18 protein-coding genes, 1 rRNA gene and 1 riboswitch are annotated in these 26,100 nt (G+C 53.2%); of the genes, 4 read left to right on the top strand and 15 right to left on the bottom strand.

Annotation, left to right across the window (positions count from 1 at the left end; genetic code table 11):
- Window positions 1-159: 159 nt before the first annotated feature.
- Window positions 160-1,809, bottom strand: a complete 1,650-nt coding sequence (gene pgi, locus GW590_RS16705) for a glucose-6-phosphate isomerase (protein WP_169404218.1) — start codon at window positions 1,807-1,809, stop codon at window positions 160-162.
- A 261-nt stretch (window positions 1,810-2,070) separates the two neighbouring features.
- A riboswitch (Lysine riboswitch) is annotated at window positions 2,071-2,260 on the top strand.
- Window positions 2,261-2,363: 103 nt separating this feature from the next.
- Between pgi and lysC the strand changes: the two genes are divergently transcribed.
- Together lysC and panS are read left to right on the top strand one after the other, a co-directional pair.
- Entirely contained in the window at window positions 2,364-3,752 is a 1,389-nt protein-coding gene (gene lysC, locus GW590_RS16700) for a lysine-sensitive aspartokinase 3 (RefSeq protein ID WP_169404217.1), read from the top strand.
- A gap of 161 nt (window positions 3,753-3,913) precedes the next feature.
- Window positions 3,914-4,846, top strand: coding sequence for a ketopantoate/pantoate/pantothenate transporter PanS (panS, locus tag GW590_RS16695; protein ID WP_169404216.1), 933 nt, complete (start codon window positions 3,914-3,916; stop codon window positions 4,844-4,846).
- 192 nt (window positions 4,847-5,038) lie between these two features.
- On the opposite strand, the gene GW590_RS16690 is transcribed toward panS, so the two are convergent.
- The 7 genes from GW590_RS16690 to GW590_RS16660 form a co-directional block, all read right to left on the bottom strand.
- Window positions 5,039-6,694: a Na/Pi cotransporter family protein gene (locus GW590_RS16690; protein ID WP_169404215.1), complete on the bottom strand. Its 1,656-nt coding sequence runs from the start codon at window positions 6,692-6,694 to the stop codon at window positions 5,039-5,041.
- A 15-nt stretch (window positions 6,695-6,709) separates the two neighbouring features.
- Window positions 6,710-7,366 carry an HAD family hydrolase gene (locus GW590_RS16685; RefSeq protein WP_169404214.1) on the bottom strand — a complete coding sequence of 219 codons (657 nt, stop codon included), beginning with the start codon at window positions 7,364-7,366 and terminating at the stop codon, window positions 6,710-6,712.
- On the bottom strand, window positions 7,363-8,355 hold the full coding sequence (locus tag GW590_RS16680) for an ABC transporter ATP-binding protein (RefSeq protein ID WP_169404213.1): 993 nt from the start codon (window positions 8,353-8,355) through the stop codon (window positions 7,363-7,365). The genes GW590_RS16685 and GW590_RS16680 overlap by 4 nt, the downstream gene beginning before the upstream one ends.
- Before the next feature lie 2 nt (window positions 8,356-8,357).
- Window positions 8,358-9,143 (bottom strand): ABC transporter permease, encoded by a 786-nt coding sequence (locus GW590_RS16675; protein WP_169404212.1) that lies wholly within the window; start codon window positions 9,141-9,143, stop codon window positions 8,358-8,360.
- 33 nt (window positions 9,144-9,176) lie between these two features.
- Window positions 9,177-10,016 (bottom strand): ABC transporter permease, encoded by an 840-nt coding sequence (locus tag GW590_RS16670; protein WP_169404211.1) that lies wholly within the window; start codon window positions 10,014-10,016, stop codon window positions 9,177-9,179.
- Between the two features lie 25 nt (window positions 10,017-10,041).
- On the bottom strand, window positions 10,042-10,839 hold the full coding sequence (locus tag GW590_RS16665; protein ID WP_169404210.1) for an alkaline phosphatase family protein: 798 nt from the start codon (window positions 10,837-10,839) through the stop codon (window positions 10,042-10,044).
- Window positions 10,840-10,964: 125 nt separating this feature from the next.
- Window positions 10,965-12,023 carry an ABC transporter substrate-binding protein gene (locus GW590_RS16660; RefSeq protein WP_169404209.1) on the bottom strand — a complete coding sequence of 353 codons (1,059 nt, stop codon included), beginning with the start codon at window positions 12,021-12,023 and terminating at the stop codon, window positions 10,965-10,967.
- Between the two features lie 202 nt (window positions 12,024-12,225).
- On the opposite strand from GW590_RS16660, the gene GW590_RS16655 reads away from it, so the two are divergent.
- Window positions 12,226-12,945 (top strand): UTRA domain-containing protein, encoded by a 720-nt coding sequence (locus tag GW590_RS16655; protein ID WP_169404208.1) that lies wholly within the window; start codon window positions 12,226-12,228, stop codon window positions 12,943-12,945.
- A 105-nt stretch (window positions 12,946-13,050) separates the two neighbouring features.
- Here GW590_RS16655 and GW590_RS16650 read toward each other — a convergent pair whose 3' ends face one another.
- A complete protein-coding gene (locus GW590_RS16650; RefSeq protein ID WP_169404207.1) occupies window positions 13,051-13,290 on the bottom strand; it encodes a hypothetical protein in 240 nt (79 codons plus the stop codon).
- Between the two features lie 1,332 nt (window positions 13,291-14,622).
- Window positions 14,623-18,324, bottom strand: coding sequence for a methionine synthase (gene metH, locus GW590_RS16645; RefSeq protein WP_169404206.1), 3,702 nt, complete (start codon window positions 18,322-18,324; stop codon window positions 14,623-14,625).
- A 332-nt stretch (window positions 18,325-18,656) separates the two neighbouring features.
- Between metH and iclR the strand changes: the two genes are divergently transcribed.
- Window positions 18,657-19,499, top strand: a complete 843-nt coding sequence (gene iclR / locus GW590_RS16640; protein WP_169404205.1) for a glyoxylate bypass operon transcriptional repressor IclR — start codon at window positions 18,657-18,659, stop codon at window positions 19,497-19,499.
- Between the two features lie 12 nt (window positions 19,500-19,511).
- Here the strand turns inward: iclR and aceK are convergent, their stop codons facing one another.
- The 5 genes from aceK to rrf form a co-directional block, all read right to left on the bottom strand.
- Entirely contained in the window at window positions 19,512-21,245 is a 1,734-nt protein-coding gene (gene aceK, locus GW590_RS16635) for a bifunctional isocitrate dehydrogenase kinase/phosphatase (protein ID WP_169404397.1), read from the bottom strand.
- Window positions 21,246-21,300: 55 nt separating this feature from the next.
- Window positions 21,301-22,611 (bottom strand): isocitrate lyase, encoded by a 1,311-nt coding sequence (gene aceA / locus GW590_RS16630; RefSeq protein ID WP_169404204.1) that lies wholly within the window; start codon window positions 22,609-22,611, stop codon window positions 21,301-21,303.
- Between the two features lie 68 nt (window positions 22,612-22,679).
- Window positions 22,680-24,278 (bottom strand): malate synthase A, encoded by a 1,599-nt coding sequence (gene aceB, locus GW590_RS16625; protein WP_169404203.1) that lies wholly within the window; start codon window positions 24,276-24,278, stop codon window positions 22,680-22,682.
- Between the two features lie 398 nt (window positions 24,279-24,676).
- Window positions 24,677-25,606, bottom strand: a complete 930-nt coding sequence (gene metA, locus GW590_RS16620; RefSeq protein ID WP_169404202.1) for a homoserine O-acetyltransferase MetA — start codon at window positions 25,604-25,606, stop codon at window positions 24,677-24,679.
- A 377-nt stretch (window positions 25,607-25,983) separates the two neighbouring features.
- Window positions 25,984-26,099, bottom strand: a 5S ribosomal RNA gene (gene rrf, locus GW590_RS16615).
- Window position 26,100 lies beyond the last annotated feature (1 nt).

Here is a 26,100-nt window from a genome sequence, read left to right as displayed (position 1 = left end):
TCAGCCCGGCGAAAGTGGGTTGTGGGTTTACCCGCAGATTTTTTTATCTGCTTGTTTATTGCCATAAAAAAAGGGCCAACCGCCAGACAGTTAGCCCTTTTATCGCTTGCAGAAAAAAATCAGCGACTCGCCACTCGCGCGCTTAGCCGCCGACTGTTTTTATGCGCGCCAGTTTTTGAAACAGTTAATCAGACCGTTGGTGGAGCTGTCGTGTCCGCTGACCTGGGCACCGTCTTCCAGTTCAGGAAGAATACGGTTGGCCAGTTGTTTGCCTAACTCTACGCCCCATTGGTCAAAGGTGTAGATATTGAGGATCACGCCCTGGGTAAAGATTTTGTGCTCATAGAGCGCAATCAAGGCACCCAGGCTGTACGGGGTGATTTCACGCAGCAGGATGGAGTTTGTTGGACGGTTGCCGGCAAATACTTTGAAAGGTGCAACGTGTTTAACGTCTTCCGGTTTTTTGCCCTGAGCAGCGAACTCGGCTTCGACCACTTCCAGCGATTTGCCAAATGCCAGCGCTTCGGTTTGCGCAAAAAAGTTGGACAACAGTTTGGCGTGATGATCGCTTAATGCATTGTGGCTGATGGCCGGTGCGATAAAATCGCATGGCACAATTTTAGTGCCCTGGTGGATCAGCTGATAAAAGGCATGCTGGCCGTTGGTACCCGGTTCACCCCAGATAATCGGGCCAGTCTGGTAATCCGTCGGGTTGCCGTTACGGTCAACGTTTTTACCGTTAGACTCCATATTCCCCTGCTGGAAGTAGGCCGGGAAACGGTGCATATATTGGTCGTATGGCAGGATGGCTTCGGTTTCGGTACCAAAGAAATCGTTATACCAGATACCAATCAGCGCCAGCAGCACCGGCAGGTTTTTCTCTGCTGGCGTTTCGGCAAAGTGTTTGTCCATGGCATGAGCGCCGCTGAGCAGTTGTTCGAAGTTATCGAAACCGACTGACAGCGCAATAGACAGGCCAATAGCAGACCACAGTGAGTAACGACCACCGACCCAGTCCCAGAATTCGAACATGTTGTCTGTATCGATACCAAATTCAGCTACCGCTTTACCGTTGGTAGACAGGGCCGCAAAGTGCTTGGCCACGTGCTGATTGTCACCGGCAGTTTTCAGGAACCAGTCACGAGCGCTGTGGGCGTTGGTCATGGTTTCCTGGGTGGTGAACGTCTTGGACGCCACCAGGAACAGGGTAGTTTCCGGGTTCAGTTCTTTCAACGTTTCGGCAATATGTGTGCCGTCAACGTTAGAAACAAAGTGCATGTTCAGGTGATTTTTATAAGGGCGCAGCGCTTCGGTAACCATAAACGGACCGAGGTCAGAACCACCGATACCGATATTTACCACGTCAGTGATCGGTTTGCCGGTATAACCCTTCCAGCTGCCACCAATAACACGTTCACAGAAGCCCTTGATCTTGGCCAGTACGGCGTTGACTTCCGGCATCACATCTTTGCCATCTACCACGATTGGCGTGTTGCTGCGGTTACGCAAGGCAACATGCAGTACGGCGCGGTCTTCTGTGCGGTTAATCTTCTCACCGGAGAACATCGACTTGATGGCGTCTTGCAGATGAGTCTCTTTTGCCAACGCTTGCAGCTTATCCAGGGTCTCTGTGGTAATGCGGTTTTTAGAGAAATCCACCAGCATTTGATCGTCAAAGGTGGCAGAAAACTTGGAAAAACGGTCGCTGTCTTGGGCGAACAGATGACTAATCTGCACATCTTTCATTTGTTCGAAATGCTGCTGCAAGGAGTGCCAGGCAGCGGTTTGAGTTGGATTGATATTTTTCATAGCAATGCTCTTAGGCTGAGAATGTTAGGTGACATCTTGACGATAATTTAGCGCAACTGCCTTGATTGTATCCCGTATTTTATAAGATGAGATGCCTTTTCTTGCGTTTCTTACGATAGGTAATATCTGTTGACTAAGATTAATAGTAGGCAATAATCGCCAGCAATCTTTGAAAAAGCTGAGACAGATGCGGCCAGACCGTTGACAGACGGCCTATAACCCGTTATTTCTAAGCTCCTAACTTATACGCGTGCGCGCGCGTAAGCCAGAAGAGGCGCGTCGCCCAGGTAATGTATCGGAGGAACCGTATCCTGCGATGGTACATGAGGGGGTGCGACGCCGAGGTCTGATCCCAACGGCTGGGGTATGATCGACCACAGGGGCTGAATCCTCTGGGTTGTCACCGCAATAGCTCCAGGAGCTATTGGCAAGGTGGAGCGCTTCTGGGTGTATCGTAGTATCTCTACGCCTGCTCCCGTTTCCCGCTCTGCCCTTGTGCCAAGGATTATGCAATTTTAGGCCGTCTGAATGACGACCCCTTACACGAGGTTTACATGAATCAAGTAGCACCCCGCAACGCAGACCAGGCTTCGCTGAGTCAAACGGTCGTTGCCAAATTTGGTGGCACCAGCGTCGCGGACTTCGAAGCCATGAATCGCAGCGCCGATGTCGTACTTGCCAACCCAAATGTTCGCGTGGTGGTCCTCTCCGCCTCTGCCGGTATTACCAACCTGCTGGTTGAACTGGCCGAAGGCAAAGAGGCTACGCGCCGGGTTGTCCTGCTCGACAAAATTCGCCATATCCAGACAGCCATTATCGAACGTCTCGATCACCCGGCGGTGATCCATGACGAGATAGAGCGGATGCTGGAAAATATCGCGATGTTGGCAGAAGCCGCGAGTCTGGCGACCTCCACCGCACTGACCGATGAGCTGGTCAGTCACGGCGAAATGATGTCCAGCCTGCTGTTCGTGGAAATTATGCGCCAGCGCCAGGTGGCTGCCGAGTGGTTTGACGTGCGTAAAGTAATGCGCACCAACGATCGCTTTGGTCGTGCAGAACCGGATACCGAAGTGCTGGCCGAACTGGCAAGCCAACAGCTGCTGCCACGCCTGCAACAGGCAATGATTATTACCCAGGGCTTTATCGGTGCTGAAGCCAAAGGCCGTACCACCACCCTTGGCCGTGGCGGCAGCGACTATACCGCCGCCCTGCTGGGTGAAGCGCTTAATGCCAGTCGCGTAGATATCTGGACCGACGTCCCCGGCATCTATACCACCGACCCGCGTCTGGTTCCGGCGGCTAAACGTATCGATCGCATTGCCTTTGAAGAAGCGGCAGAAATGGCTACCTTCGGCGCAAAAGTGCTGCATCCGGCTACGCTACTGCCTGCTGTGCGCCGGGGTATTCCGGTGTTTGTCGGCTCAAGCAAAGATCCGTCTGCCGGCGGCACCCTGGTGTGTAACACCACTGAGAACCCGCCGCTGTTCCGCGCGCTGGCTCTGCGTCGCAAACAAACGCTGCTGATCCTGCACAGCCTGACCATGCTGCACTCCCAGGGTTTTCTGGCGGAAGTGTTCAGCATCCTGGCTCGCCATAATATCTCTGTTGATCTGATCACCACCTCAGAAGTCAGCGTAGCGCTGACCCTGGATACTACCGGGTCAACTTCCTCGGGGGACAGCCTGCTGACCACAGCATTGCTGACCGAGCTCTCTTCGCTGTGTCGCGTTGAGGTCGAAGAGGATCTGGCGCTGATTGCCATCATTGGCAACAAGCTGTCCCAGGCCTGCGGCGTCGGCAAAGAGGTGTTTGGTGTGCTGGATCCATTTAACATCCGCATGATTTGTTACGGTGCCAGCAGTTTTAACCTGTGCTTCCTGGTACCGGGCACTGATGCCGATAAGGTTGTGCAGACGCTGCATCGCAATCTGTTTGAATAAGCTCAGCTGCGGCTGGCTGCAAGCGTAAATAAACCAGGCCGGATCGACAGATCCGGTTTTTTATTGCCTGCAGGCAGCAGAGCAGTTAAAACTGTCTGGCATAAAAAATACTTAATAAAAAGCCATAACGATTATAACAAGACCATAAGGATCACCCTGCTATGTTAGCCAAGATCACCCGCCTGTTTCCGCTGTGGGCCGTTTTGCTGGCGGTTGCCGCCTACTATTCCCCCTCGACCTTTACCCCCATAGGTCCCAACGTTAGCACGCTGCTAATGCTGATTATGTTTGCGATGGGTGTAACCCTGGAGTTTGGCGATTTCAAACGCGTGCTGTCGCGACCGGCACCGGTGGCCGCTGCTACTTTCCTGCACTATCTGGTGATGCCGCTGGCTGCCTGGCTGTTAACCCGGCTGTTCCATATGCCTGCCGACCTTGCCGCCGGGATGATCCTGGTGGGCAGCGTAGCCAGCGGCACCGCCTCCAACGTAATGATCTATCTGGCCAAGGGCGATGTGGCGCTATCAGTGACCATCTCCTCGGTGTCGACGCTGGTCGGGGTGTTTGCCACACCGCTGCTTACCCGTCTGTATGTCGATACCCATATCAAGGTGGACGTGGTTGGTATGCTGATGAGTATCCTGCAAATTGTGGTGATCCCGATTTTTGCCGGTCTGGTTATCCATCATCTGTTTACCAAAGCTGTGAAACGCATTGAGCCCATACTGCCGCTGTTTTCCATGGTCTGTATTCTGGCAATTATCAGCGCGGTGATTGCCGGCAGTCAGGCGCAGATTGGTTCAGTGGGGTTAGTCGTGGTGGTAGCGGTAATGTTACATAACACCATTGGTTTGCTGAGCGGCTACTGGGGCGGAAAACTGTTTGGCTTTGATGAAACCACCTGCCGCACCATTGCGCTGGAAGTAGGGATGCAAAACTCCGGGCTGGCCGCCACGCTGGGTAAGATTTACTTTACGCCGATGGCTGCGCTGCCAGGTGCCATTTTCTCGGTATGGCACAATCTGTCCGGCTCGCTGCTGGCGGGTTACTGGTCAGGTCGACCGGTGAAAAAGGCGGGTATTGCGCAGAAATAGTGGCCACCCATCACTGCGCTTCTACTGACAAAGTTGTCTTGATGATCGAGATACCCGGGCATAGCACACCTAGGGGCGCTCCGGCGGGCAAGCCCGCTACGACCCCAACGGTGTACTCTCCCTAATAACAGGCTTTGTCAGTTGTCTGAAGTAACAGAGCACTGCGCTTTTTATTACTAATCACCGGAAGAGTTATTTTGCGATCCCCGGCAGATCATCAAGCTCTTCACGCTCGTCGTCTTTCTCATCCTGCTCCAGCACATTATACGCCACTGAACAAAACAGCGAATTCAGGCGTTTCATATCGCCAAGCAATCCGAGATGCAACGCGCTGGTCTCGATACTTTGCACATTATGCTGATGCAAACGATCGACGTGGGCATGGGCATAACGCCGGTCAAGCAAGCGGAAACGGTGTTTGGAACGACGCAAACGCCGGGCGCTGGTGAGATCGTTGGACAGAAAAACCGACAGGCTCAGACGCAGATTTTCCACCAGTTTCTCATGCAGACTGTCCAACTCTTGCAGACCTTCGGGGGAAAAAGCACGTCGGGTAGCATGGGACTTGGCGGCAATATCGCCGGTCATACGTTCGATAATATCGCCAGCCTGTTCCAGATTCAGCGCCATTTCGATAATTTCTGCCCAGCGACGAGAATCGGCCTCGCCCAAATCCCCTTTATGGATCTGCGCCAGATAGAGCTTGATGGCGGTATACAACACATCGACATCATCATCAAGACGGCGAACTTCGCGGTCCTGAGTGAGCTTACCGTGCATCACCTCATGTTGCAGGATCAGCATATGCTCAACCACGTCGCCCATGCGCAGGGTTTCACGCGCGGCGTTGGCCAATGCCAGCGTCGGTGTATCAATGGCGCTAAGGTCAAGATGGCGCGGACGCAAGCGTGGATCTTCCTCAGGTACATCGGCAATCAGTCGCTCGCAGATCCTGGCCATAGGTCCGGCCATCGGCACCAGCAACACACAGCGGATCAGGTTGTAGAACATATGGAAGTAGATCACCAACTCTTCGTCAGGAATACCAATACGCGCCAATAACTCGGTCAATGGCCCGATAAAGGGCAAGACCAGCACACAGCCAATCAGTTTAAACAGCAGGCTGCCCATCGCCACCCGACGGCCCGCGGCGTTCTGTTTACTGGCGTTAATCATCGCCAGCACACCACTGCCGAGGTTGGCACCAATCACCAGACAAAGGGAGACTTTCAGCGAGATCACCCCGGTCGCCGCCAGGGTGGCGGTTAACAGCACAGCGGCCAGACTGGAGTAGCTGACAATAGCAAATACCGCCCCGGTCAAGGCATCGAGGATGGTGTCACCGGTTAACGAAGAAAACAGCACTTTTACGCCGGAGGCATGGGTGATCGGCGTGGCAGCAGCGACTATCAACTCCAGCGCCAGCAAAATCAGCCCCAGACCAATACCGACGCGCCCCATCTGTCCGGCGCGGGTCTGTCTGCGACTAAGGAAAAAAGCCACACCGACAAAAATCAGCAGCGGGGAGAGCCAGGAGAGGTCAAAGGTCAGTACGCGCGCCATCAGCGCGGTACCCACGTCGGCACCGAGAATAATCACCAGTGCCGGGGTGAGCGCCACCAGCCCTTGCGCCACAAACGAGGTGACCAGCAGGGCGGTGGCGTTGCTGCTTTGCACCAGCGCGGTGACGCCAATACCAGAAATAAACGCCAGGGGTTTTCGTTCCACACTGTTGCTGAGCACACGGCGCAAATTCGCCCCAAACACGCGCATAATGCCGGTACGCACAATGTGCGTACCCCATACCAGTAACGAAACAGCAGAAAGCAAATGGAGAAGAGTTAACACTAAACAAAGACTCCTTTAGCGCCAGGCATATACAGGCCATCCTGCCTGCCTGGCGTGTCGGAGCAGGATAGCATCCGGATTAACAGCACAAGGTTTGCCCACTTTGGTTAACAGCGGCAAATCATTATGGGAATCCGAATAAAAACTGGCGAACTCAAGCTGCGTCGTATCCTGATTTAACAGCGACATCAGCCGGGTAACTTTACCTTCACGGTAAGTCAGTACGCCCTGGGTACGGCCGGTAAACACGCCGTTAACCCGTTCAACCCCAATGGCCAGCGTCTCATTGACGCCGAGATAGTTGGCAATGGGAGCAACCAGATGCTCGCCCGAGGCAGAGACCACCAGGGTGCGATCGCCTTTGGCAAGATGCTCGGCCAGACAGGCGCGCGCATCGGCGTACACTCTGGCATCGATCACCTCGTGAACAAAGCGATCAACCATAGTTGCTACCTCGCCCTCGCTGCGGCCTTGCAGCGGCGTCAGGGTCCAGTTCATATATTCGGTCATATCCATCTGACCCAGCGCATATAAGCGCATCAGTTCAGCATCCTGCTGCAAAAAAGCTGCGGGGTCGGCAACCCAGCCTTGCTCAACCATAAAGGCCGACCACAGACTGGAACAGTCGCCACTAATCAGGGTTTCATCCAGATCAAATAGCGCCAGGTTCATGCGACTTCCCGTAAAGTATCAAGATCTAACTGTAGTCCAATATCAATGCCATCATGATATAGAGCGTCAACAGATCGGTTTAATACATCCACCAACAGCTCGACATTGTGAGCCATCACTCGATAACGCACGACATTACCCAGCAGGCTGTGATTGATGATGCGCGCCGGGATCCCTGCGGCTGGCGCACATAGCGTGATGGATTCCGGCCTGATTGCCACCTGGGAACGATAGTGTTGCCCGGTGAGCGTATGTGCCTGTTCGGCGGTAAGTAAGTTGTAACTGCCGATAAATCCGGCCGCAAAAACATTCACCGGGGCAGTATACAGGGTTTCCGCATCGCCATTCTGGACGATTTCCCCTTTATTCATCAGTACAATACGATCCGACATAGTCAATGCTTCCTCCTGATCATGAGTGACAAAAATGGCGGTCAGGTTCATTTCACGCTGAATGCGGCGGATCTGCTCACGCAGATGCTTACGGATACGGGCATCCAATGCCGACAGCGGTTCATCCAGCAACAGCAGCCGAGGCTGAGTCACCAGCGAGCGTGCCAGCGCCACCCGTTGACACTGACCGCCCGAAAGCTGATGAGGATAACGACGGGCAAAATCATTCAGCTCGACCATCGCCAGCACGTCTGCCACCCGGCGCTGGGTTTCACTGGCTGGCAGTTTCTGCATCTTCAGGCCAAAGGCCACGTTGCCTTCTACCGTCATATTGGGGAACAGCGCATAGCTTTGAAACACCATGCCAATCCCGCGTTTTTGCGGCGTCAGCGGCACGATATCCTGCCCCTGCAATATAATTTGTCCGCTGTCGACCGAGGTCAGCCCCGCCAGACAACGCAGCAACGTCGACTTACCACAGCCGCTGGGGCCGAGCAGCGTCACGAACTCCCCCTCTTTGGCGCTGAAATCAATATTATTGAAAATCTGCGTGGGGCCGTAATGCTTGTTGAGTTGAGTCACCTGTAAATAGGACATAATCAGCGCTTCCCTTTATTCAAGGCATTGGCCACCCAGGTAAACACCAGGACGACCACAAAATAGGAGATCACCAATGCGCTGGTAAAATGGCCGCTGCCATTGCGCATATTGTAGAGATAGACCTGCAAGGTTTCATAACGATTGCCCACCAGCAGGTTAGCGAACACAAACTCACCGACTAAAAACGAGAACGACAGCAGCACGGCAATCATTCCGCCTTTGCGCAGATTGGGTAAAATTACCCACAGTGCCGCTTTCCAGGTGCTGGCACCCAGTAAATGCGCCGCGTCCATCAGATCGCGCATATTGATCGCTTGCAAGTTGTTGGAAATTGCCCGGTAAATAAACGGCAGCGCAATGGTGAAATAACAGCCGATCAAAATCCAGGGCGTACCGGTCAGCTCCAGCGGCCCGGACGAATAGAGTTCCATCAACCCCACCGACGACACCACCGGCGGAACGGCGAAAGGCAACAGGATCAGCACGTTCATCAGGGCATCAAGCCGTGGGAAATAGTAAGCGATCACAAACATCAGCGGCAGGATCAGCACCATTGACAACAACAATGTCCCCAAACAAATCAACAGTGAATGTCCCAGGGCCACCAAAAAACGCGGATCGCTCCACAAGGCGGTCAACCACTTCAGCGTAAAGCCGGTGGGTAAAATGGTCGCCCCCCACTCGTTCACCAGGGCGTAGATCAGGGTGGCTGCCAGCGGCAACAGCAGCAGGATAAATAACCCCCAGACCACCAGCCGATGATAAATCCCTTCCGCACGCGTCATGATTTGCCCCCAGAAATACTCTGTAAATAAACTTTAGCGAACATTGAGATAACTCCGGCGCAGCAGCCATTGATGGATCAGCGTGATAAAGGCCATTAACACTACCAGCAGCATGGCCAGCGCACTGCCCATATTGGGATCGAGAGAGATATCACCAGACACCAGCGCGGCTATCCGCACCGGTACCACGTTAAAGTTACCGGTCGTCAGCGCATAGACAGTGGCATAGGCACCCAGGGCATTGGCCAGCAAAATCACGAAAGTGCCCATCAGCGCCGGGGCCAGCACCGGCAAGCCAATATAGCGCCAGAACCGCCAGCGCCCCGCGCCCAGCAAAGCAGCAGACTCGCGCCAGTCATCACGCAGGCCATCAAAGGCCGGATAGAGCAGCAGTACGCCCAGAGGAATTTGAAAATAGGTATAGAGCACAATCAGGCCATCTTTCGAGTACAGGTTGAAGGTGCTCATCAACCCGTATTTACGCATTATCAAGGTCAGGGTGCCGTTCAGCCCCAGTAAAATGACAAAGGCAAAAGCCAGCGGCACTCCGGCAAAATTACTGGTCATATTGGTAAAGGACATTACAAAGTCATGGAGTTTGGTCGGGCCTAGCTGGCGAAGTGAGTAACTACCAACTAAAGCGATCAGCAAACCATAGACACTCGACCAGATTGAGATATCCAGCGAAAATTTCATCGCCTGCAAATAAAACGCCGAGGTCAAAATATCCTGGTAGTTGCCGAATCCCCAGGCTTCGTAGGTATCGCTATAGAAACTGCTCACCGCCACCCATGCCAGCGGAGCCAGTTGAAAGGCAATAAAGAACAGCGCAAAAGGCAGCACAAACAGCAGAGCAAGCCACTTAGCTTTCATTGGTTATCCTCACCTGTCGGTGGTTTCAGGCCAGTAAATCCGCACAGTACGGCTTATCATGGCTCACATTGAGCAACTGACAGAGGGTGCCACACAGCTCGGTCTGTAACGGCGCGGCCTCACCGAGACGAAAGGCGCTGCCAAAGACAAACAGCGGCACCTGACGCTCCTCAGGCAAAATACCGCCGTGGCTGCGATCGTTATTCATACCGTGATCGGCGGTGACTATCACCTGATAACCGGCCTGCAGCCAGGTGCCAAGGTAGTGCGACAAAATACCGTCAGCGACCCGCGCCTTGTTGCGGTACTGCATCGAATCCAGACCAGACTTATGCCCGGCATCATCAATATTCATGGGATGGATCAGCAAAAAGTCCGGGTCATAGCGCAGGCGCAGGCTTTCACCATCATCAAACAGATGGGAATCGGGATAGGTATCGTCGTAGTAGAAGTGACCATGTTGAATAGCCAGGGTTTTGTCGTCGGTATGGCGATCGCGCGCCGGTAGAAAAGGCGTCCGATTATATAATTCGCTGACCCAATGATAAGCCGCCGCAGCGGTGGTCAATCCGGCATCGCGGGCATAATGAAAAATGCTGCGTTCGGTTGACAGGCGATCGACATGATTATGCACAATGCCACTGACCACCGGGGGAACGCCGGTCAAAATACATTCGTAAAGCGGCCTTGATAGCGAAGGCAATTCACATTCCAGTTGATACAAGCGCCCGCGTCCTGCGGCACACTGTGCTTGTAAATATCCCATTGCATCGCGGGCAACCTGAAAATTCAGGCCATCCAGTACCACCAGAATGCTCTTCATAACACGTTAACCCTGAGAATAAACTCTAAAAACCCAACACAGAGCGTTGAGTTCTCTCGGCAACGAGAAGCGCGCCTGATGCCCGTTCTCGTTGCAGAGAGATAGCCAAAAGATTTTTATCTAATTTATTGCTGCATATTGATCATCACATCTTCCTGCCACAAACGAGGCAGCGTTTTGGCGTTCTTGGTCCAGGCATCAGGGTCAGCAATTGGATGAGCCTTGGCATATTCGCTGTTTGGCAGCAGTTTGGCTTTGACATCTTCCGGCAGGGTCAGGTGCTCGGCGCGAATTGGACGGGCATAGCCTCGCGCCAGGTTGATTTGGCCAGCATCAGAGAAGATATACTCACGCGCCCATTTAGCCGCGTTAGGATGCTTGCCGTATTTGTTGATGATGGTGGTATAACCGGAGGTGATGCTGCCATCAGACGGGATCACCACGTCAAAACGGGTTTTATCAATCTGGTCACGGTAGTTAAGACCGTTGAAATCCCAGACCACGCCAACCTGCACTTCGCCCTTTTCCAGTGAGGCAATAACCGGATCGGTCAGGCTCAGACGGCCAGCTTTTGCCAGTTTGGCAAAATACTCCAGACCAGGTTTCAGGTTTTTCTCGTTGCCGCCCATGGCATAGGTGGCGGCCAAGACGCCGTTGGCGGCCTGTGCTGCGGTGCTGACATCACCGATAGTGACTTTATATTTGCCTTTCAGCAGATCGGCCCAGCTATGGGGTTCGTCTTTAACCTGAGATTTATCAATAATAAAGGCGATGGTACCGGTGTAGGCCAGCGCCCAGTTACCCTCTTTATCTTTTGCCCAGGCAGGAACCTGCTCCCAGGTGCTGGGTTTATAAGGCAACGCTACGCCTTCTTTAACCGCCACTGGACCAAATGCCGCACCCACGTCGCCAATATCTGCGCTGGCATTATTTTTCTCTGCCAGGAATTTTGCGATCTCCTGTGCAGAGCTCATATCGGTATCGCTATGTTTGATGCCGTATTTGGTATTTAAATCATTCCAGGTATCTTTCCAGTTTGCCCAAGAGTCTGGCATCCCGACGCTATTGACCGTACCTTCGGCTTTGGCGGCTTTTTCCAGATCGGCCAAAGAGTCGGCGGCAAACGCCGTGGTGGTCGTCACGACCAGCGCGGTGGCTAACACAGATGCGAACAACTGTTTCATAACTGATGCTCCAGATGATAGTGTGTGTGAGTGCTGGTCTAGTCCAGCAAGAACTAAGCCAATCTAACGATCATTTGTGATAATTATATTACAGCGTGAAAAAGCAGCGGATTTAAGCTGATAGCTGTTAACAAGCGCACAGATTTTCGCCCTTTAATTGCCACTGTGGTGCAAAAATGCACTGAAATGAGGCTGAAGACCGATGAGTGGATCGCAGACGACCGTGGCAACCATCTGCCAGACATTGAGTGAAAAGATCGCCGCGGGGGGATATTCCGCAACCGGGCGCTTACCCTCGGAGCGCACGTTAAGCGAGCAGTTTGGCACGACACGTATTACGCTGCGTGAATCCCTAAGCCAACTGGAGGCGCAGGGGCTGATTTATCGTGAAGTACGCCGTGGTTGGTTTATTTCACCGCCGCGACTGTTATACAACCCGCTGCAACGTAGTCACTTTCATGCTATGGCGCTGGAACAAGGGCGTCATGCCAAAACCGAGCTTATTGATGCCTGCCAACTGATCGGCAGTGACGATTTGTGTCAAAAACTGGCTTTGCCACCGCAAAGCGCGCTCTACTGTATTCGCCGCATACGTTATATCGACGGGCGGGCAGTGTTGTACGTAGAGCATTACCTTAATCCGCAGTTCTTTCCCGAAATCATTCATGACGATCTCACCAAATCGTTGACTGACCTGTATTTATCCCGTTATGGCGTACGTTATGGCCGGGTACGTTTTGATATGGTGCCCACCCGTCTGCCCCCTGAGGCATGCGATGCCTTAAAAATCGCTCTGGGCAGCCCGGCGCTGTTTATTACCCGGATCAACCGCGATCAGCGGGATCGGGTGATTGACTGTGATTTGGAGTACTGGCGGTATGATGCATTGCATATTGATGTGGAAGTATCAGGGGGGGCTTAAATGACAATTTTTTGGTTTTAAAGTCAACTTCAAGGTCAACTTCAACTGCATTCGCTGCGCTTACTGGGCGGCGGCCCAGAGCGCCTTTATAGCTTAAAAGTCAATTTACTCCGAGCAAAGGGTTTCGGTTTTAATTGCAAATTTGCTTTTAGATTCAAGGTCAACTTCAACTTCAACTTCAAGGTCAAGGTCAAGGTCAAGGTCAAGGTCAAGGGCATTCGCTGCGCTCACTGGGCGGCGGCCCAGACCGCCCAAAGGAGGCGAAGGCGCGCCTCCTTTGGAATCCTGCGCCTTGTCCAAATTGAACAGTGTCGTGCCCTCGGTTCGAGTTCTTTCCAGTGACATCGGTGTGTGGCCTAAACCACGCCGCTTCGCGGTCCCTTCACTCGGTCGCGAGCCAAAAGCGTCTCGCTCCACGTCGCTCAGCGTAGGTTTTGAATCGGCCAGGAAACATTTACTGCAAAACCGGCAACATCGAAGGTCAACTGCGAAAGACAAAAAGACAAAAAGACAAAAAGACAAAAAATCTTTGTCTGAAACGGTACGGTGTAGATAGCTTACTGGCACATTCAGAGACGGCGCCGCGCGGAGCGGAGGGAGACGTTTTTGGCTCCCGACCGAGCAAGGGGACTGCGGAGCAGCGCGGCTCGTGCCACGCTGGGGGTAACTGAAACATAGCCGGTAATAGGCAGCAGACAAATCAACAACACCAAAAGGCCCAGGATTGTTAAGGAGCGGGCCAGCGCTCCTTAACTCGGTTCGGCACAGTCGGTTAAGTGGCCACCGCTATTATAAAACCGAAACAGCTCCTCATAGCCCATTGACTTTAAAATCAAAAATTACCATTTAAGCCCAACCCGATACAATTCCTCTAAAGCCAATGGCCTTTAAAACCAAAAATTGACATTTAAGCCAAAACCGTACGATGTACATAGCTAGTTGGCACATTCAGAGACGGCGCCGCGCGAAGAGGAGGGAGACGCTTTTGGCTCCCGACCGAGCAAGGGGACTGCGCAGCAGTGCGGCTCGTGCCACGCTGGGAGTCGCTGAAACATAGCCGGTAATAGGCAGCAGACAAATCAACAACACCAAAAGGCCCAGGATTGTTAAGGAGCGGGCCAGCGCTCCTTAACTCGGTTCGGCACAGTCGGTTAAGCTGTCACTGCAATGATAAAACCGAAACAGCTCCTCGTAGCCAATTGATTTTAAAATCATAAATTGACACTTAAGCCTAACCGAAACAATTCCGCTAGAGCCAATTGGTTTTAAAACAGAAAATTGTCATTTAAGCCAAACCGGCACTGTTTACATAGCTGGCTGGCACATTCAGAGACGGCGCCGCGCGAAGCGGAGGGAGACGCTTTTGGCTCCCGACCGAGCAAGGGGACTGCGCAGCAGCGCGGCTCGTGCCACGCTCGGGGTTACTGAAACATAGCCGGTAATAGGCAGCAGACGAATCCAAGACACCAAAAGGCCAAGGATTGTTAAGGAGCGGGCCAGCGCTCCTTAACTCGGTTCGGCACAGCGGGTTAAGTTGCCACCGCTATTATAAAACCGAAACAACTCCTCATAGCCCATTGGCTTTAAAACAAAAAATTGCCATTTAAGCCAAAGCCCAACCCGATACAACCCCCTCATAGCCAACTGACTTTAAAACAGAAAATTGCCATTTAAGACCTAATCCGCATCATACCCCAGGTTTGGCGCCAGCCAGCGTTCCACCTCGGCGATCGGCATGCCTTTACGGGCCGCATAGTCCTCCACCTGATCGCGCTGAATCTGCGCTACGGCAAAGTACTTGCTTTCAGGATGGCTGAAATACCAGCCGGAAACCGATGCTCCCGGCCACATGGCGAAAGATTCGGTCAACTGCATACCGGTGTTTGTCTCCACGTCCAACAGCTGCCAAATCTGACCTTTCTCCGTATGTTCAGGACAGGCCGGATAACCCGGTGCCGGACGGATCCCCTGATAGTTCTCGCGGATCAGCTCGTCATTGCTAAGATTTTCATTAGCGGCAAACCCCCAGTAAACCTTACGTACTCGCTCATGCAGATATTCGGCAAACGCCTCGGCCAAGCGGTCGGACAAGGCTTTAATCATGATTTTATTATAATCATCATGCTGCTTGTCATAGGCCTCGGCCAGCGCGTCTTCTTCCAGACCACCGGTAACCGCAAAAGCCCCCATATAGTCGGCTTTACCACTGGATTTTGGCGCAACAAAGTCCGCCAGGCAGTAATTGGCAAAATCGGGTTTTTCAGTTTGCTGACGCAGATGATGACTGACCACCAGCACTTCATCACGGCGTTCATCGCGATATATTTCAATATCATCGCCACGGCGGTTGGCCGGAAACAGCCCCACGACACCGCGAGGATTAAGCAACTTCTCGCTGGCCAGCTTATCGAGCATCTCGTTGGCATCGTGCAGCAAACGTTTTGCTTCTTCGCCGACGATTTCGTCCTCGAGAATGCGCGGATATTTGCCCGCCAGCGACCAGGTCATAAAGAACGGCGTCCAGTCGATATAGTTGCGCAGCGTTTCAATGCTGGCTTCGACTTTTTGTATCCCCAAACGATGGGCAACCGGCGGCGTGTAACTCTCCCAGTCGATGCGGGTAGCATTATCACGGGCAACTTCCAGGCTAACCGGCGGAGTACGTGGTTTTTTACGGGCATGCTGAATACGCACCGTTTCATACTCTTTACGGGTTTTTTCGACAAAGGCATCACGCTGGGTATCGGACAACAGCGCCGAAACCACGCCGACCGAACGGGAGGCGTTTTGCACGTAAACCGTTGGCCCCTGGTAGTTCTGCTCGATTTTAACCGCCGTGTGCGCTTTGGAGGTGGTTGCCCCGCCAATCAGCAATGGCATGGTAAATCCGCGACGCTGCATCTCTTTGGCCACGTTGACCATTTCATCCAGCGAAGGGGTGATCAGACCGGACAAACCGATAATATCGACGTTTTGTTCAATAGCGGTCTTCAGCACCTTGTCCGTCGGCACCATCACGCCGAGATCGATAATCTCGTAGTTATTACATTGCAGCACCACGCCAACGATATTTTTCCCGATATCGTGAACATCGCCTTTTACCGTCGCCAGCAGAATTTTGCCGTTGGTTTTGCCTTTCTCTTTGCTGGCCTCGATATAAGGTTCGAGATAGGCCACCGCCTGTTTCATTACGCGAGCAGATTTAACCACCTGCGGCAGGAACATCTTGCCTTCGCCAAACAGGTCGCCGACCACGTTCATACCATCCATCAGCGGCCCTTCGATCACTTCTATCGGACGGGCAGAGAGCTGGCGTGCCTCTTCGGTATCAAGTTCAATAAACTCGGTGATGCCTTTTACAAGTGAATATTCGAGGCGTTTTCTCACTTCCCAGCCGCGCCACTCAGCCTGTTGTTTATTGGCTTCGCCATCGTCTTTGCTGCTGCGATATTTTTCGGCCAGGTCGAGCAGGCGTTCAGTACTGTCATCGCGGCGATTAAGGATCACATCTTCAACGGCTTCGCGCAGTTCGTCAGACAAATCGTCATAAATGGCCAGCTGACCGGCGTTAACGATACCCATATCCATGCCATTACGAATGGCGTGATAGAGGAATACGGCGTGGATCGCTTCACGCACCGGGTCGTTACCGCGGAAGGAGAAGGAGACGTTGGAAACGCCCCCGGAAATCAGCGCATGGGGTAATTGCGATTTGATATCGGCACAAGCCTCGATAAAGTCGACAGCATAGTTGTTGTGCTCTTCAATCCCGGTGGCAACGGCAAAGATATTGGGGTCAAAAATGATATCTTCCGGCGGAAAGCCGACTTCTTCGGTCAGCAGCTGATAAGCACGACGGCAGATGTCGATTTTGCGCGCCCGGGTATCAGCCTGGCCCACTTCATCAAAGGCCATGACCACCATGGCAGCCCCATAGCGTCGCACCTTGCGAGCGTGATTAAGGAAAGCTTCTTCCCCTTCCTTCATCGAAATTGAGTTAACGATGCCCTTGCCCTGGATGCATTTCAGGCCCTTTTCGATCACCTCCCACTTGGAGGAGTCAATCATAATCGGCACTCGGGCAATATCGGGCTCACCGGCAATCAGATTAAGAAATTTCACCATGGCGGCTTCGGCGTCGAGCATGCCTTCGTCCATGTTGATATCAATAATTTGTGCGCCGCTTTCAACCTGTTGCTGGGCCACAGCCAGCGCTTCCTGATATTTTTCTTCTTTGATCAGTCGCTTAAAACGCGCAGAGCCGGTGACGTTAGTACGTTCGCCGACGTTAACAAACAGGGTATTGGCATCGATATTCAGTGGCTCGAGCCCGGCAAGGCGACAGGCGACCGGTATCTTGGGCAAGCGCCGCGGCGGTACGCCTTCGAGCACTTTGACCATTGCCGCGATATGCGCTGGCGTAGTCCCGCAACAACCGCCGACCATATTCAGAAATCCGGCGCGCGCCCATTCACCAATATGCTCTGCCATCTCTTTGGCTTCGAGATCGTATTCGCCAAAGGCGTTAGGCAGACCGGCATTGGGGTGCGCGGTGACGTAACATTCGGAAATGCGCGATAGCTCGGCGACATATTCCCGCAGTTCATCCGGTCCCAGTGCGCAGTTCAGGCCAAAGGTCAGCGGCTTGACGTGACGCAGGGAGTTATAAAAAGCTTCGGTGGTTTGTCCGGATAAAGTTCGCCCGGAAGCGTCGGTAATGGTGCCGGAAATCATCACCGGCAGCAGCACGCCCATCTCCTCAAACACCGTTTCGACGGCGAACGTGGCCGCTTTGGCATTGAGGGTATCAAAGATGGTCTCAACCATAATCAGATCGACGCCACCCTCAATCAGCGCACGGGTGGATTCGCGGTAAGCTTCGACCAGTTGATCAAAAGAGACATTGCGATACGCCGGATCGTTAACGTCCGGGGAGATTGACGCTGTGCGATTGGTTGGGCCAAGCACGCCGGCAACATAGCGCGGTTTCTCCGGGGTACGTGCCGTCCATTCGTCGGCGCAGGCCCGCGCCAAACGGGCGGCTTCGTAATTTATCTCGGCCGAGAGCGACGCCATATGGTAGTCAGCCATGGCGATGGTGGTGGAGTTAAAGGTGTTGGTTTCGAGAATATCGGCACCCGCTTCCAGATAACCGTAGTGGATCGCGGTGATCACTTCTGGCTTGCTAAGGACCAGCAAATCGTTGTTACCCTTGAGATCGCTCTCCCAATCGGCAAAACGTTCGCCGCGGTAGTCTTCTTCTTGCAGGCGGTAACTCTGGATCATGGTGCCCATGCCACCGTCCAGCACCAAAATACGCTTCGCCAGCTGTTCATGTAGTGCTTCTACTCGATTTGTCACTTTCACCTCATCGCCCATCGCTTGCAACCCGCTGCTATCACTCTTTACCCCGTCCAGGCGGCTATTATGCGCTGTAAAATACGGCAGTTATCCTAACATACCTTGTTCAAGGGCAGTGCTCGCCATAACGTGAGACTTTTTCATCAAATCCTTGCGCCCTATTGCAAAACAGTGGCAACAGATCGGAGGTGCATAAATCTGCTTTGCGATCCATACTGTAAAAACGAAAACGAATTCCAAAATAATAGTTTACTGCCAGTTTCCGGTTATCTGCCAGGCAACCACTCGTCCGCGAGGGGGTCGTGGCAAAACTAACCGGTTTCCCGGCGAATCAGACAAGGGAAATCATTATGGTGACCACTTCTGCCACGGCGGCAAAACGTACAAAGAAACCCAAGAGCAGCACCAGCGGAGCCGCAGCGGCCACCGGACAGGTGCAGTCGTTAACCCGTGGCCTGAAGCTGCTGGAATATATTGCCGAAGCGCAAGGCAGCGTGGCACTGACCGACCTGGCGCAGCAGGCGGGGCTGGCCAATTCTACTACCCATCGTCTGCTCACCACCATGCAGCAGCAGGGTTTTGTCCGTCAGGTGGGGGATTTGGGGCTATGGACCATTGGTTCGCACGCTTTTGTGGTGGGCAGCAGCTTTTTGCAAAGCCGAAATCTGCTGGCGATGGTGCATCCGATGTTGCGACAACTGATGGAAGAGTCGGGAGAGACGGTCAATCTGGCAGTGCTCGATCACAGCGACTATCAGGCGATCATTATCGATCAGGTGCAATGCAATGCATTAATGCGTATGTCGGCACCCATTGGCGGCAAGCTGCCAATGCACGCTTCCGGGGCGGGAAAGGCCTTTTTATCGACGCTGCCCGAGGATCGTCTGGTCAAATTGCTGCATAAAATCGGCTTGCATAGCTACACGCCGTTGACGCGCACCTCACCGGCCAATCTCAAGCAAGAGTTGGCGGATACGCGTAAACGTGGCTATGCCTTTGATGATGAAGAACATGCGCTGGGGTTACGCTGCGTCGCCACCTGTATTTATGATGAGCATAACGATGCTTATGCGGCGATCTCCATCTCCGGCCCGATCTCGCGGATCACCGATAACCGGGTGACCGAGCTGGGAGCGCTGGTGATGCATGCAGCTAAAGAGATCACTCGGGCCTACGGCGGCGGCAAAGCTTAACCGCCGCCCCTCTCAGGCACTCAGGGGCTGCGCGGCGCGGTGACAAAAGCGCTGTTTGCGGCGGTAGGCGTAAACATCTTCGACATGCCCGGCCAGAATTCGTTGCTGTAAACCGCGCCAGTAGTCGGCGGTAAAGAGATCGCCATGCAAGGTGTCAAATAATGGACGCAGCCGGGCATCACTGCATAAAAAGTGACGGAACTCTTCGGGAAACACATCGTTCTCTGCCACGCTGTACCAGGGCTCGCTGGCCAGTTCATCTTCGGGATAGCGCGGCGCAGGCAACTGACGAAAGTTCACCTCGGTCATATAGCAAATCTCGTCATAGTCATAAAACACCACGCGACCATGACGGGTCACACCAAAATTCTTGAACAGCATATCTCCCGGAAAGATATTGGCCGCCGCCAGCTGTTTGATGGCGTTGCCGTACTCTTCAATCACATCATGCAGTTGCTGCGCCGTGGCCTGCTCCAGATAGAGGTTCAGCGGCGTCATACGCCGTTCAATATATAGATGGCGCAGCGCAATACTGTCACCCAGATCTTCGATTTTCCCGGCGGCCTCACGCTGCAATTCTGCCATCAGTTCGTCACTAATGCGGTTTTTGGGCAAAACAAAATGTTCAAACTCCTGGGTGTCGGCCATTCGGCCAACGCGGTCGTGCTCTTTCACCAGTTGGTAGCAGTCGCGTACCCGCTGCTCGGTCACCTGTTTTTGCGGCGCAAAACGGTCTTTAATCACTTTGAATACCCGGTCGCTGCCAGGCAGGGTAAACACCAGCATCACCATCCCCTTAACCCCGGGGGCGATAATAAAGGGCTGGTTGCCGCTGGCCATAAAGCGCAGATGCTCGCGATAGCATTCGGTTTTGGCATGCTTTTGGCAGCCAATGGCGCTGTACAGTTCGGCGGTGGTTTTCGCCGGTAAAATCTCTCGCAGCCACTCGACCAGCGCCCCGGGATGAGGGGCATAGACCATAAAATAGGAGCGGGCGAAGCCAAAAATAATGCTGGCATCGTTATGTTCGGTCAGGCAAGCATCGACAAACAGTGCGCCCTGCGAACTTTGCAGGATCGGCAGCAAGAAGGGGTAGACCTGCTGTCGCCAGCGGATTTTACCTACCAACCAGGCCGCCTTGTTACGATAAAAGAGCTCGCTGGCGATCTCAAAACGCGCCTCGTCAAGCCGGGCATCGGGAAAGGCGCTGGCCAGCGCATCGGCAATGGTTCGGGCATCGCGCAGGCTATCTTGCCAGGGCAGGCGCAGAGGAAGTTCTATCAGCAGCTTATGCAACATGCCGGTCAAATCGCCACCCGGAGCCAGCACGCGGGCCAGAGGGCGATACAGTTGTTTGCCACTGTCCTGCGGTTGGTCACTAAAGATAAACAGTCGGTCCGCGGTCAGTTCACGATGTTTGAAGATGCGGCAGTAGACCGAGTTAAAAAAGCTTTCGGCAATTTCGCCACGGGGATAATCAGGCAATAGCGTGGTAAAGCAGGCTTTGACCCGACGGCTAAAGTCGGCATCATAAAATTGTGCACCGGTAATGCACTGTAGCTGGCTGACCACCAGGCCAACGTGATGATCATAAAGATGAATTCGTTGCTTCATGGCGTGCTGCACTGCGGCCCAGTCGGCACGTTCGAAACGCTGTTGCGCACCGGCGGTCACCTCCAGAAAGCGCCCATACTGCGCATCAAAACCCTGCAAAATAGTCTGCGCGATTAACAGCTCGCTCGTCATCATGGCGCTCCATGGCATCAGCAAAAAGCCCGGCTGACGCCGGGCCGGGTAACGATCAGGAAAACTGTTGTTCTTCGGTCGAGCCGGTCAATGCGGTCACCGAGGAGCGTCCGCCCTGGATAATGGTGGTCACTTTGTCAAAGTAACCGGTACCCACTTCCTGCTGATGTGAGGCAAATGTATAGCCTCGTGATACGGCGTCAAACTCTGGCTGCTGCACTTTTTCCACATAGTGCTTCATGCCTTCACCCTGGGCATAGGCATGAGCCAGGTCGAACATGTTGAACCACATGCTATGGATGCCCGCCAGGGTAATAAACTGATACTGATAGCCCATTTCGGCCAGTTGGTCCTGGAAGCTGGCGATGGTGCGATCGTCGAGATTTTTCTTCCAGTTAAACGAAGGCGAGCAGTTATAGGCCAGCAATTTGCCAGGAAAACGCTGATGAATCGCGTCGGCAAAGCGGCGGGCCAGTGCCAGATCCGGGGTCGAGGTTTCACACCAGACAATATCGGCGTAAGGGGCGTAGGCCAGCCCGCGAGCAATAGCTTGCTCGATGCCGGCCTGGGTGCGATAGAAACCTTCATGGGTGCGTTCGCCGGTAATAAAGGCACTGTCATAAGGATCGCAATCGGAGGTCAGCAAGTCGGCGGCATCGGCATCGGTCCTTGCTACCAGCAGCGTTGGCACGCCGAGCACATCGGCAGCCAGGCGCGCAGAGACCAGCTTCTGAACCGCTTCCTGCGTCGGTACCAGCACTTTGCCGCCCATATGGCCGCATTTTTTTACCGCCGCCAGTTGGTCTTCAAAGTGCACCGCTGCTGCCCCGGCGTTAATCATCGCTTTCATCAGTTCAAAGGCGTTGAGCACACCGCCAAACCCGGCCTCGGCATCGGCAACAATCGGCAGGAAATAGTCGGTATAGCCCGGCTGTCCTGGCTCGATATTGTTCGCCCATTGGATTTGATCGGCACGGCGAAAGGTATTGTTAATCCGCGCCACCACTTCAGGCACCGAGTTTACCGGATAGAGGGATTGATCCGGATACATGCTGGAGGCGGTATTGGCGTCGGCGGCTACTTGCCAGCCAGAAAGATAAATCGCCTCGATCCCCGCTTTGGCCTGTTGCAACGCCTGCCCACCTGTCAGGGCTCCCAGACAGTTGACGTAGCCTTTGCGTGATGCGCCATGCAGCAGATCCCATAAACGGCTGGCACCCTGCTGCGCCAGTGTGCATTCCGGATTGACCGAACCACGCAGGCTGATCACTTCGGTCGCCGTATAAGGGCGGGTGATACCTTTCCAGCGCGGCTGTGACCAGTTTTCTTCGAGTTGTGTAATTTGTTGGCTACGGGTCAGTTTCATTGTGGGTACTCCGTGTTTAATGTTAAGCCTTCAGGGATACAGCATAAAATGACGGTCAATTCGGTTACTCAGGCCAGCAGGGCATAACCCGGTAAGGTGAGGAAGTCGATCAGCTCATCCTGGGTGGTGATTTTTTCCATCAGTGTGGCGGCTTCATGGAAGCGTCCGGCGCTAAAACGGCCATCGCCCAATTCCTGTTGGATCACCTGCATCTCTTCGGCCAGCATGCGGTGAAACAGCGCCTTGGTTACCGGTTGACCGTCATCAAGCGTCTTGCCGTGATGGATCCATTGCCAGATGGAGGTGCGGGAGATTTCTGCCGTGGCGGCATCCTCCATCAAACCGTAAATCGGCACACAGCCATTGCCGGAGATCCACGCCTCGATGTACTGCACCGCCACGCGAATATTGGCGCGCATACCCTCTTCGCTGCGTGCGCCCTGACAAGGTTCCAGCAACTGTTCTGCGCTGATGGTTGCGTCATGTTCGCGCAATACATCGAGCTGGTTGCGTCGGGTGCCCAATGCCTGATCAAAGACCGCCATGACCGTATCTGCCAGGCCGGGGTGGGCAATCCAGGTACCGTCATGACCATTACTCGCTTCCAGTTCCTTGTCTTTACGCACTTTGTTAAGTACCCATTCATTACGCTGGGTATCTTTGCTGGGAATAAACGCCGCCATCCCCCCCATGGCAAAGGCACCGCGACGATGACAGGTCTTAATCAACAGGCGCGAATAGGCGCTGAGGAAGGGTTGTTCCATGGTGACCACCTGACGGTCGGGCAGTACGCGATCGCCATGGTTTTTCAATGTTTTGATATAACTGAAAATATAATCCCAGCGTCCGCAGTTCAGGCCGACAATATGGTCACGCAGGTGGTAAAGGATTTCATCCATCTGAAACACTGCGGGCAGGGTTTCAATCAGCACCGTTGCCTTGATGGTGCCACGCGGCAGCCCGACGTGATCTTCGGCAAAGCAGAACACGCGATGCCACCACTGCGCCTCCTGATAGGACTGCATTTTGGGCAGATAGAAATAGGGACCGCTGCCTTTTGCCAACAGCTCACGGTAGTTGTGAAAGAAGTAGAGGGCAAAATCAAATAAGCCACCGGGGATCGGCTCCCCTTGCCACAGCACGTGTTTCTCCGGCAAGTGCAATCCCCTCACCCGGCATACCAGTACCGCAGGGTCAGGTTTAAGCTGATAAATTTTCCCTGATTCATTGGTATAGCTGATGGTCCCTTTTACGGCATCACGCAGATTGATTTGTCCCTCAATCACCTTGCTCCAGTCCGGCGCTAGCGAATCTTCGAAGTCAGCCATAAAAACTTTGACGTTGGCGTTGAGGGCATTGATCACCATTTTACGTTCCACCGGGCCGGTAATTTCTACCCGGCGGTCCTGAAGATCGGCTGGAATACTTTTGATCTGCCAGGATGATTCTCTAATGGAATTCGTTTCCGAAATAAAATCTGGTAAATGCCCTTCGTCGATTGCGGCCTGAACCTTCTTTCTTTCCGCCAACAGTTGATTGCGAGCCGGGGTAAAGTGACTGACCAGGTCGGCTAAAAAGTCGATAGCGGGTTCGGTCAGCACGCTGGCAGTTTGCTGCGAAAACTGACGTGTAAAGTCTAGCGAACTGCGGGTTATCTGCTGTGACATCAACATTCTCCTGACTTATCAGTGAATTTGGCCTTAAAGGCCTGAGTGCAATGCGGTGATCTCGGACAAGATCCCTGGAGGAGAGAGGATCATTTTTAGTCGTATGGCCAGGCTGGTCATTTACTCGCCGATATGACTAAGAATAATCAATAAAATTATAAAATCAAAAACGATTTCCATTTTTTTGAAAATAAAAAATAAACACCTTATTATTCATTTAATTAGAGCGGATATTTTTTTATAAAAAACAGGAGTAATTTCCAATGTCGGCATTAAAACCAACAGGAAAAGGGAAATGGCGAAGGATCGTCAAGCAGGGGGAGCAGCAAAGAGAAGAGAAAGGAGGCAATGCAACAAACGGCCAGCCGAGTGGCCGTTTGCTTAGGCGATGGTGGCGATCATTCCAGCGTAGGGTTCATCTGACGAAGATCGAATGGCGTGATCTGGTAAACGTAATAATTCAGCCAGTTGGTAAACAACAGATGGCCATGGCTGCGCCAGGTGGCTTTTGGTGTCAGCTCGGCGTTATCCTGTGGGAAATAGTTGAAAGGCATTTCCGGTGCCAGACCCGCCTCCAGGTCACGCAGATACTCGCCAGCCAGCGTACCGGCATCGTATTCCGGATGACCGGTGACAAACGCCATACGTTTATCTTTGGTGGCAAACAGATATGCACCGGCTTCTTCGGATCCGGCAAGAATATCCAGATCGCTGTATTTGCGCAGTTCTTCCAGCGGGAAATCGGCATAACGGGAATGCGGTGCCAGGAAAGTCTCATCAAAACCACGCGTCAGCAAGGCCAGCGGTTGCAGCATCTGGTGGGCATATACCCCGGACAGCTTGGTGTCCCGGGTCATTTTCGGCGTGCCATACAGCACGTTTAACGCGGCCTGTACTGCCCAACAGACGAACAGCGTAGAGGTGACATGCTCTTTTGCCCAATGGATCACGCGTTCGATTTGCGGCCAGTAGGCGACGTCACAAAAGTCCACCAGACCCAGCGGGGCACCGGTAACAATCAGGCCGTCATAGTTATCATGCTGGATATCGTCGAAATCGCAGTAGAAGTTATTTAAGTGTTCAGCGGGCGTGTTTTTTGACTCGCGGCTGTCAATGCGCAGTAGCTGGACATCAATCTGCAAAGGAGAATTCGAAAGCAGTCGTAGAAACTGGTTCTCTGTCTCGATCTTTTTGGGCATCAAATTAAGTATCAGCACCTTTAGCGGGCGAATTTCCTGGGTTTTAGCGCGTGACGTCGTCATCACAAAGACATTTTCGTTGCGCAAAAAATTCACGGCTGGTAACTCATCTGGTACACGGATCGGCATAACGACTCCCTTACAACATCCACTTATACGTTTAGACATCTAGATGCCTGAAGATAGCGGGTTTCGCTGCCGATGTCGAGCATGCAAGTCCAAGGTGAAAATTTTTCAGCTTAAAGCTATATAGTTATATCTTTTGGTTATTTATCCTTCTGGAATATGCTTTTTTAGCTATTTGCCGCGGTTAAAAAGACGGCAAGAACCGCCGGTAAACAGGCTATTTCCAACCCTTTGCCCAATAAAAAAGCCCCTGACGTCAGTCAGGGGCCGGGAATGGATTAACCATATTGTCTTGATGAGCGAGATACACGGGTATTATTGCCGTATTGCAGACAGCAAAAAGCCCTGTACGTCAGTACAGGGCTTTCCACTTGTTTGATGCCTGGCAGTTCCCTACTCTCGCATGGGGAGACCCCACACTACCATCGGCGCTACGGCGTTTCACTTCTGAGTTCGGCATGGGGTCAGGTGGGACCACCGCGCTAGTGCCGCCAGGC

Source organism: Rouxiella aceris, assembly GCF_012933545.1.
Lineage (GTDB): Bacteria > Pseudomonadota > Gammaproteobacteria > Enterobacterales > Enterobacteriaceae > Rouxiella > Rouxiella aceris.
Note: the sequence above shows the minus strand (reverse complement) of the source record. Positions and strands in the feature narration are given on the sequence as shown.

Bases quoted from the DNA above. Each gene is read 5' to 3' on its own strand.
- pgi (WP_169404218.1), bottom strand. From the start codon at position 1,809: ATGAAAAATATCAATCCAACTCAAACCGCTGCCTGGCACTCCTTGCAG.
- lysC (WP_169404217.1), top strand. From the start codon at position 2,364: ATGAATCAAGTAGCACCCCGCAACGCAGACCAGGCTTCGCTGAGTCAA.
- panS (WP_169404216.1), top strand. From the start codon at position 3,914: ATGTTAGCCAAGATCACCCGCCTGTTTCCGCTGTGGGCCGTTTTGCTG.
- GW590_RS16685 (WP_169404214.1), bottom strand. From the start codon at position 7,366: ATGAACCTGGCGCTATTTGATCTGGATGAAACCCTGATTAGTGGCGAC.
- GW590_RS16680 (WP_169404213.1), bottom strand. From the start codon at position 8,355: ATGTCCTATTTACAGGTGACTCAACTCAACAAGCATTACGGCCCCACG.
- GW590_RS16675 (WP_169404212.1), bottom strand. From the start codon at position 9,143: ATGACGCGTGCGGAAGGGATTTATCATCGGCTGGTGGTCTGGGGGTTA.
- GW590_RS16670 (WP_169404211.1), bottom strand. From the start codon at position 10,016: ATGAAAGCTAAGTGGCTTGCTCTGCTGTTTGTGCTGCCTTTTGCGCTG.
- GW590_RS16665 (WP_169404210.1), bottom strand. From the start codon at position 10,839: ATGAAGAGCATTCTGGTGGTACTGGATGGCCTGAATTTTCAGGTTGCC.
- GW590_RS16660 (WP_169404209.1), bottom strand. From the start codon at position 12,023: ATGAAACAGTTGTTCGCATCTGTGTTAGCCACCGCGCTGGTCGTGACG.
- GW590_RS16655 (WP_169404208.1), top strand. From the start codon at position 12,226: ATGAGTGGATCGCAGACGACCGTGGCAACCATCTGCCAGACATTGAGT.
- GW590_RS16650 (WP_169404207.1), bottom strand. From the start codon at position 13,290: ATGTCACTGGAAAGAACTCGAACCGAGGGCACGACACTGTTCAATTTG.
- metH (WP_169404206.1), bottom strand. From the start codon at position 18,324: ATGGGCGATGAGGTGAAAGTGACAAATCGAGTAGAAGCACTACATGAA.
- iclR (WP_169404205.1), top strand. From the start codon at position 18,657: ATGGTGACCACTTCTGCCACGGCGGCAAAACGTACAAAGAAACCCAAG.
- aceK (WP_169404397.1), bottom strand. From the start codon at position 21,245: ATGACGAGCGAGCTGTTAATCGCGCAGACTATTTTGCAGGGTTTTGAT.
- aceA (WP_169404204.1), bottom strand. From the start codon at position 22,611: ATGAAACTGACCCGTAGCCAACAAATTACACAACTCGAAGAAAACTGG.
- aceB (WP_169404203.1), bottom strand. From the start codon at position 24,278: ATGTCACAGCAGATAACCCGCAGTTCGCTAGACTTTACACGTCAGTTT.
- metA (WP_169404202.1), bottom strand. From the start codon at position 25,606: ATGCCGATCCGTGTACCAGATGAGTTACCAGCCGTGAATTTTTTGCGC.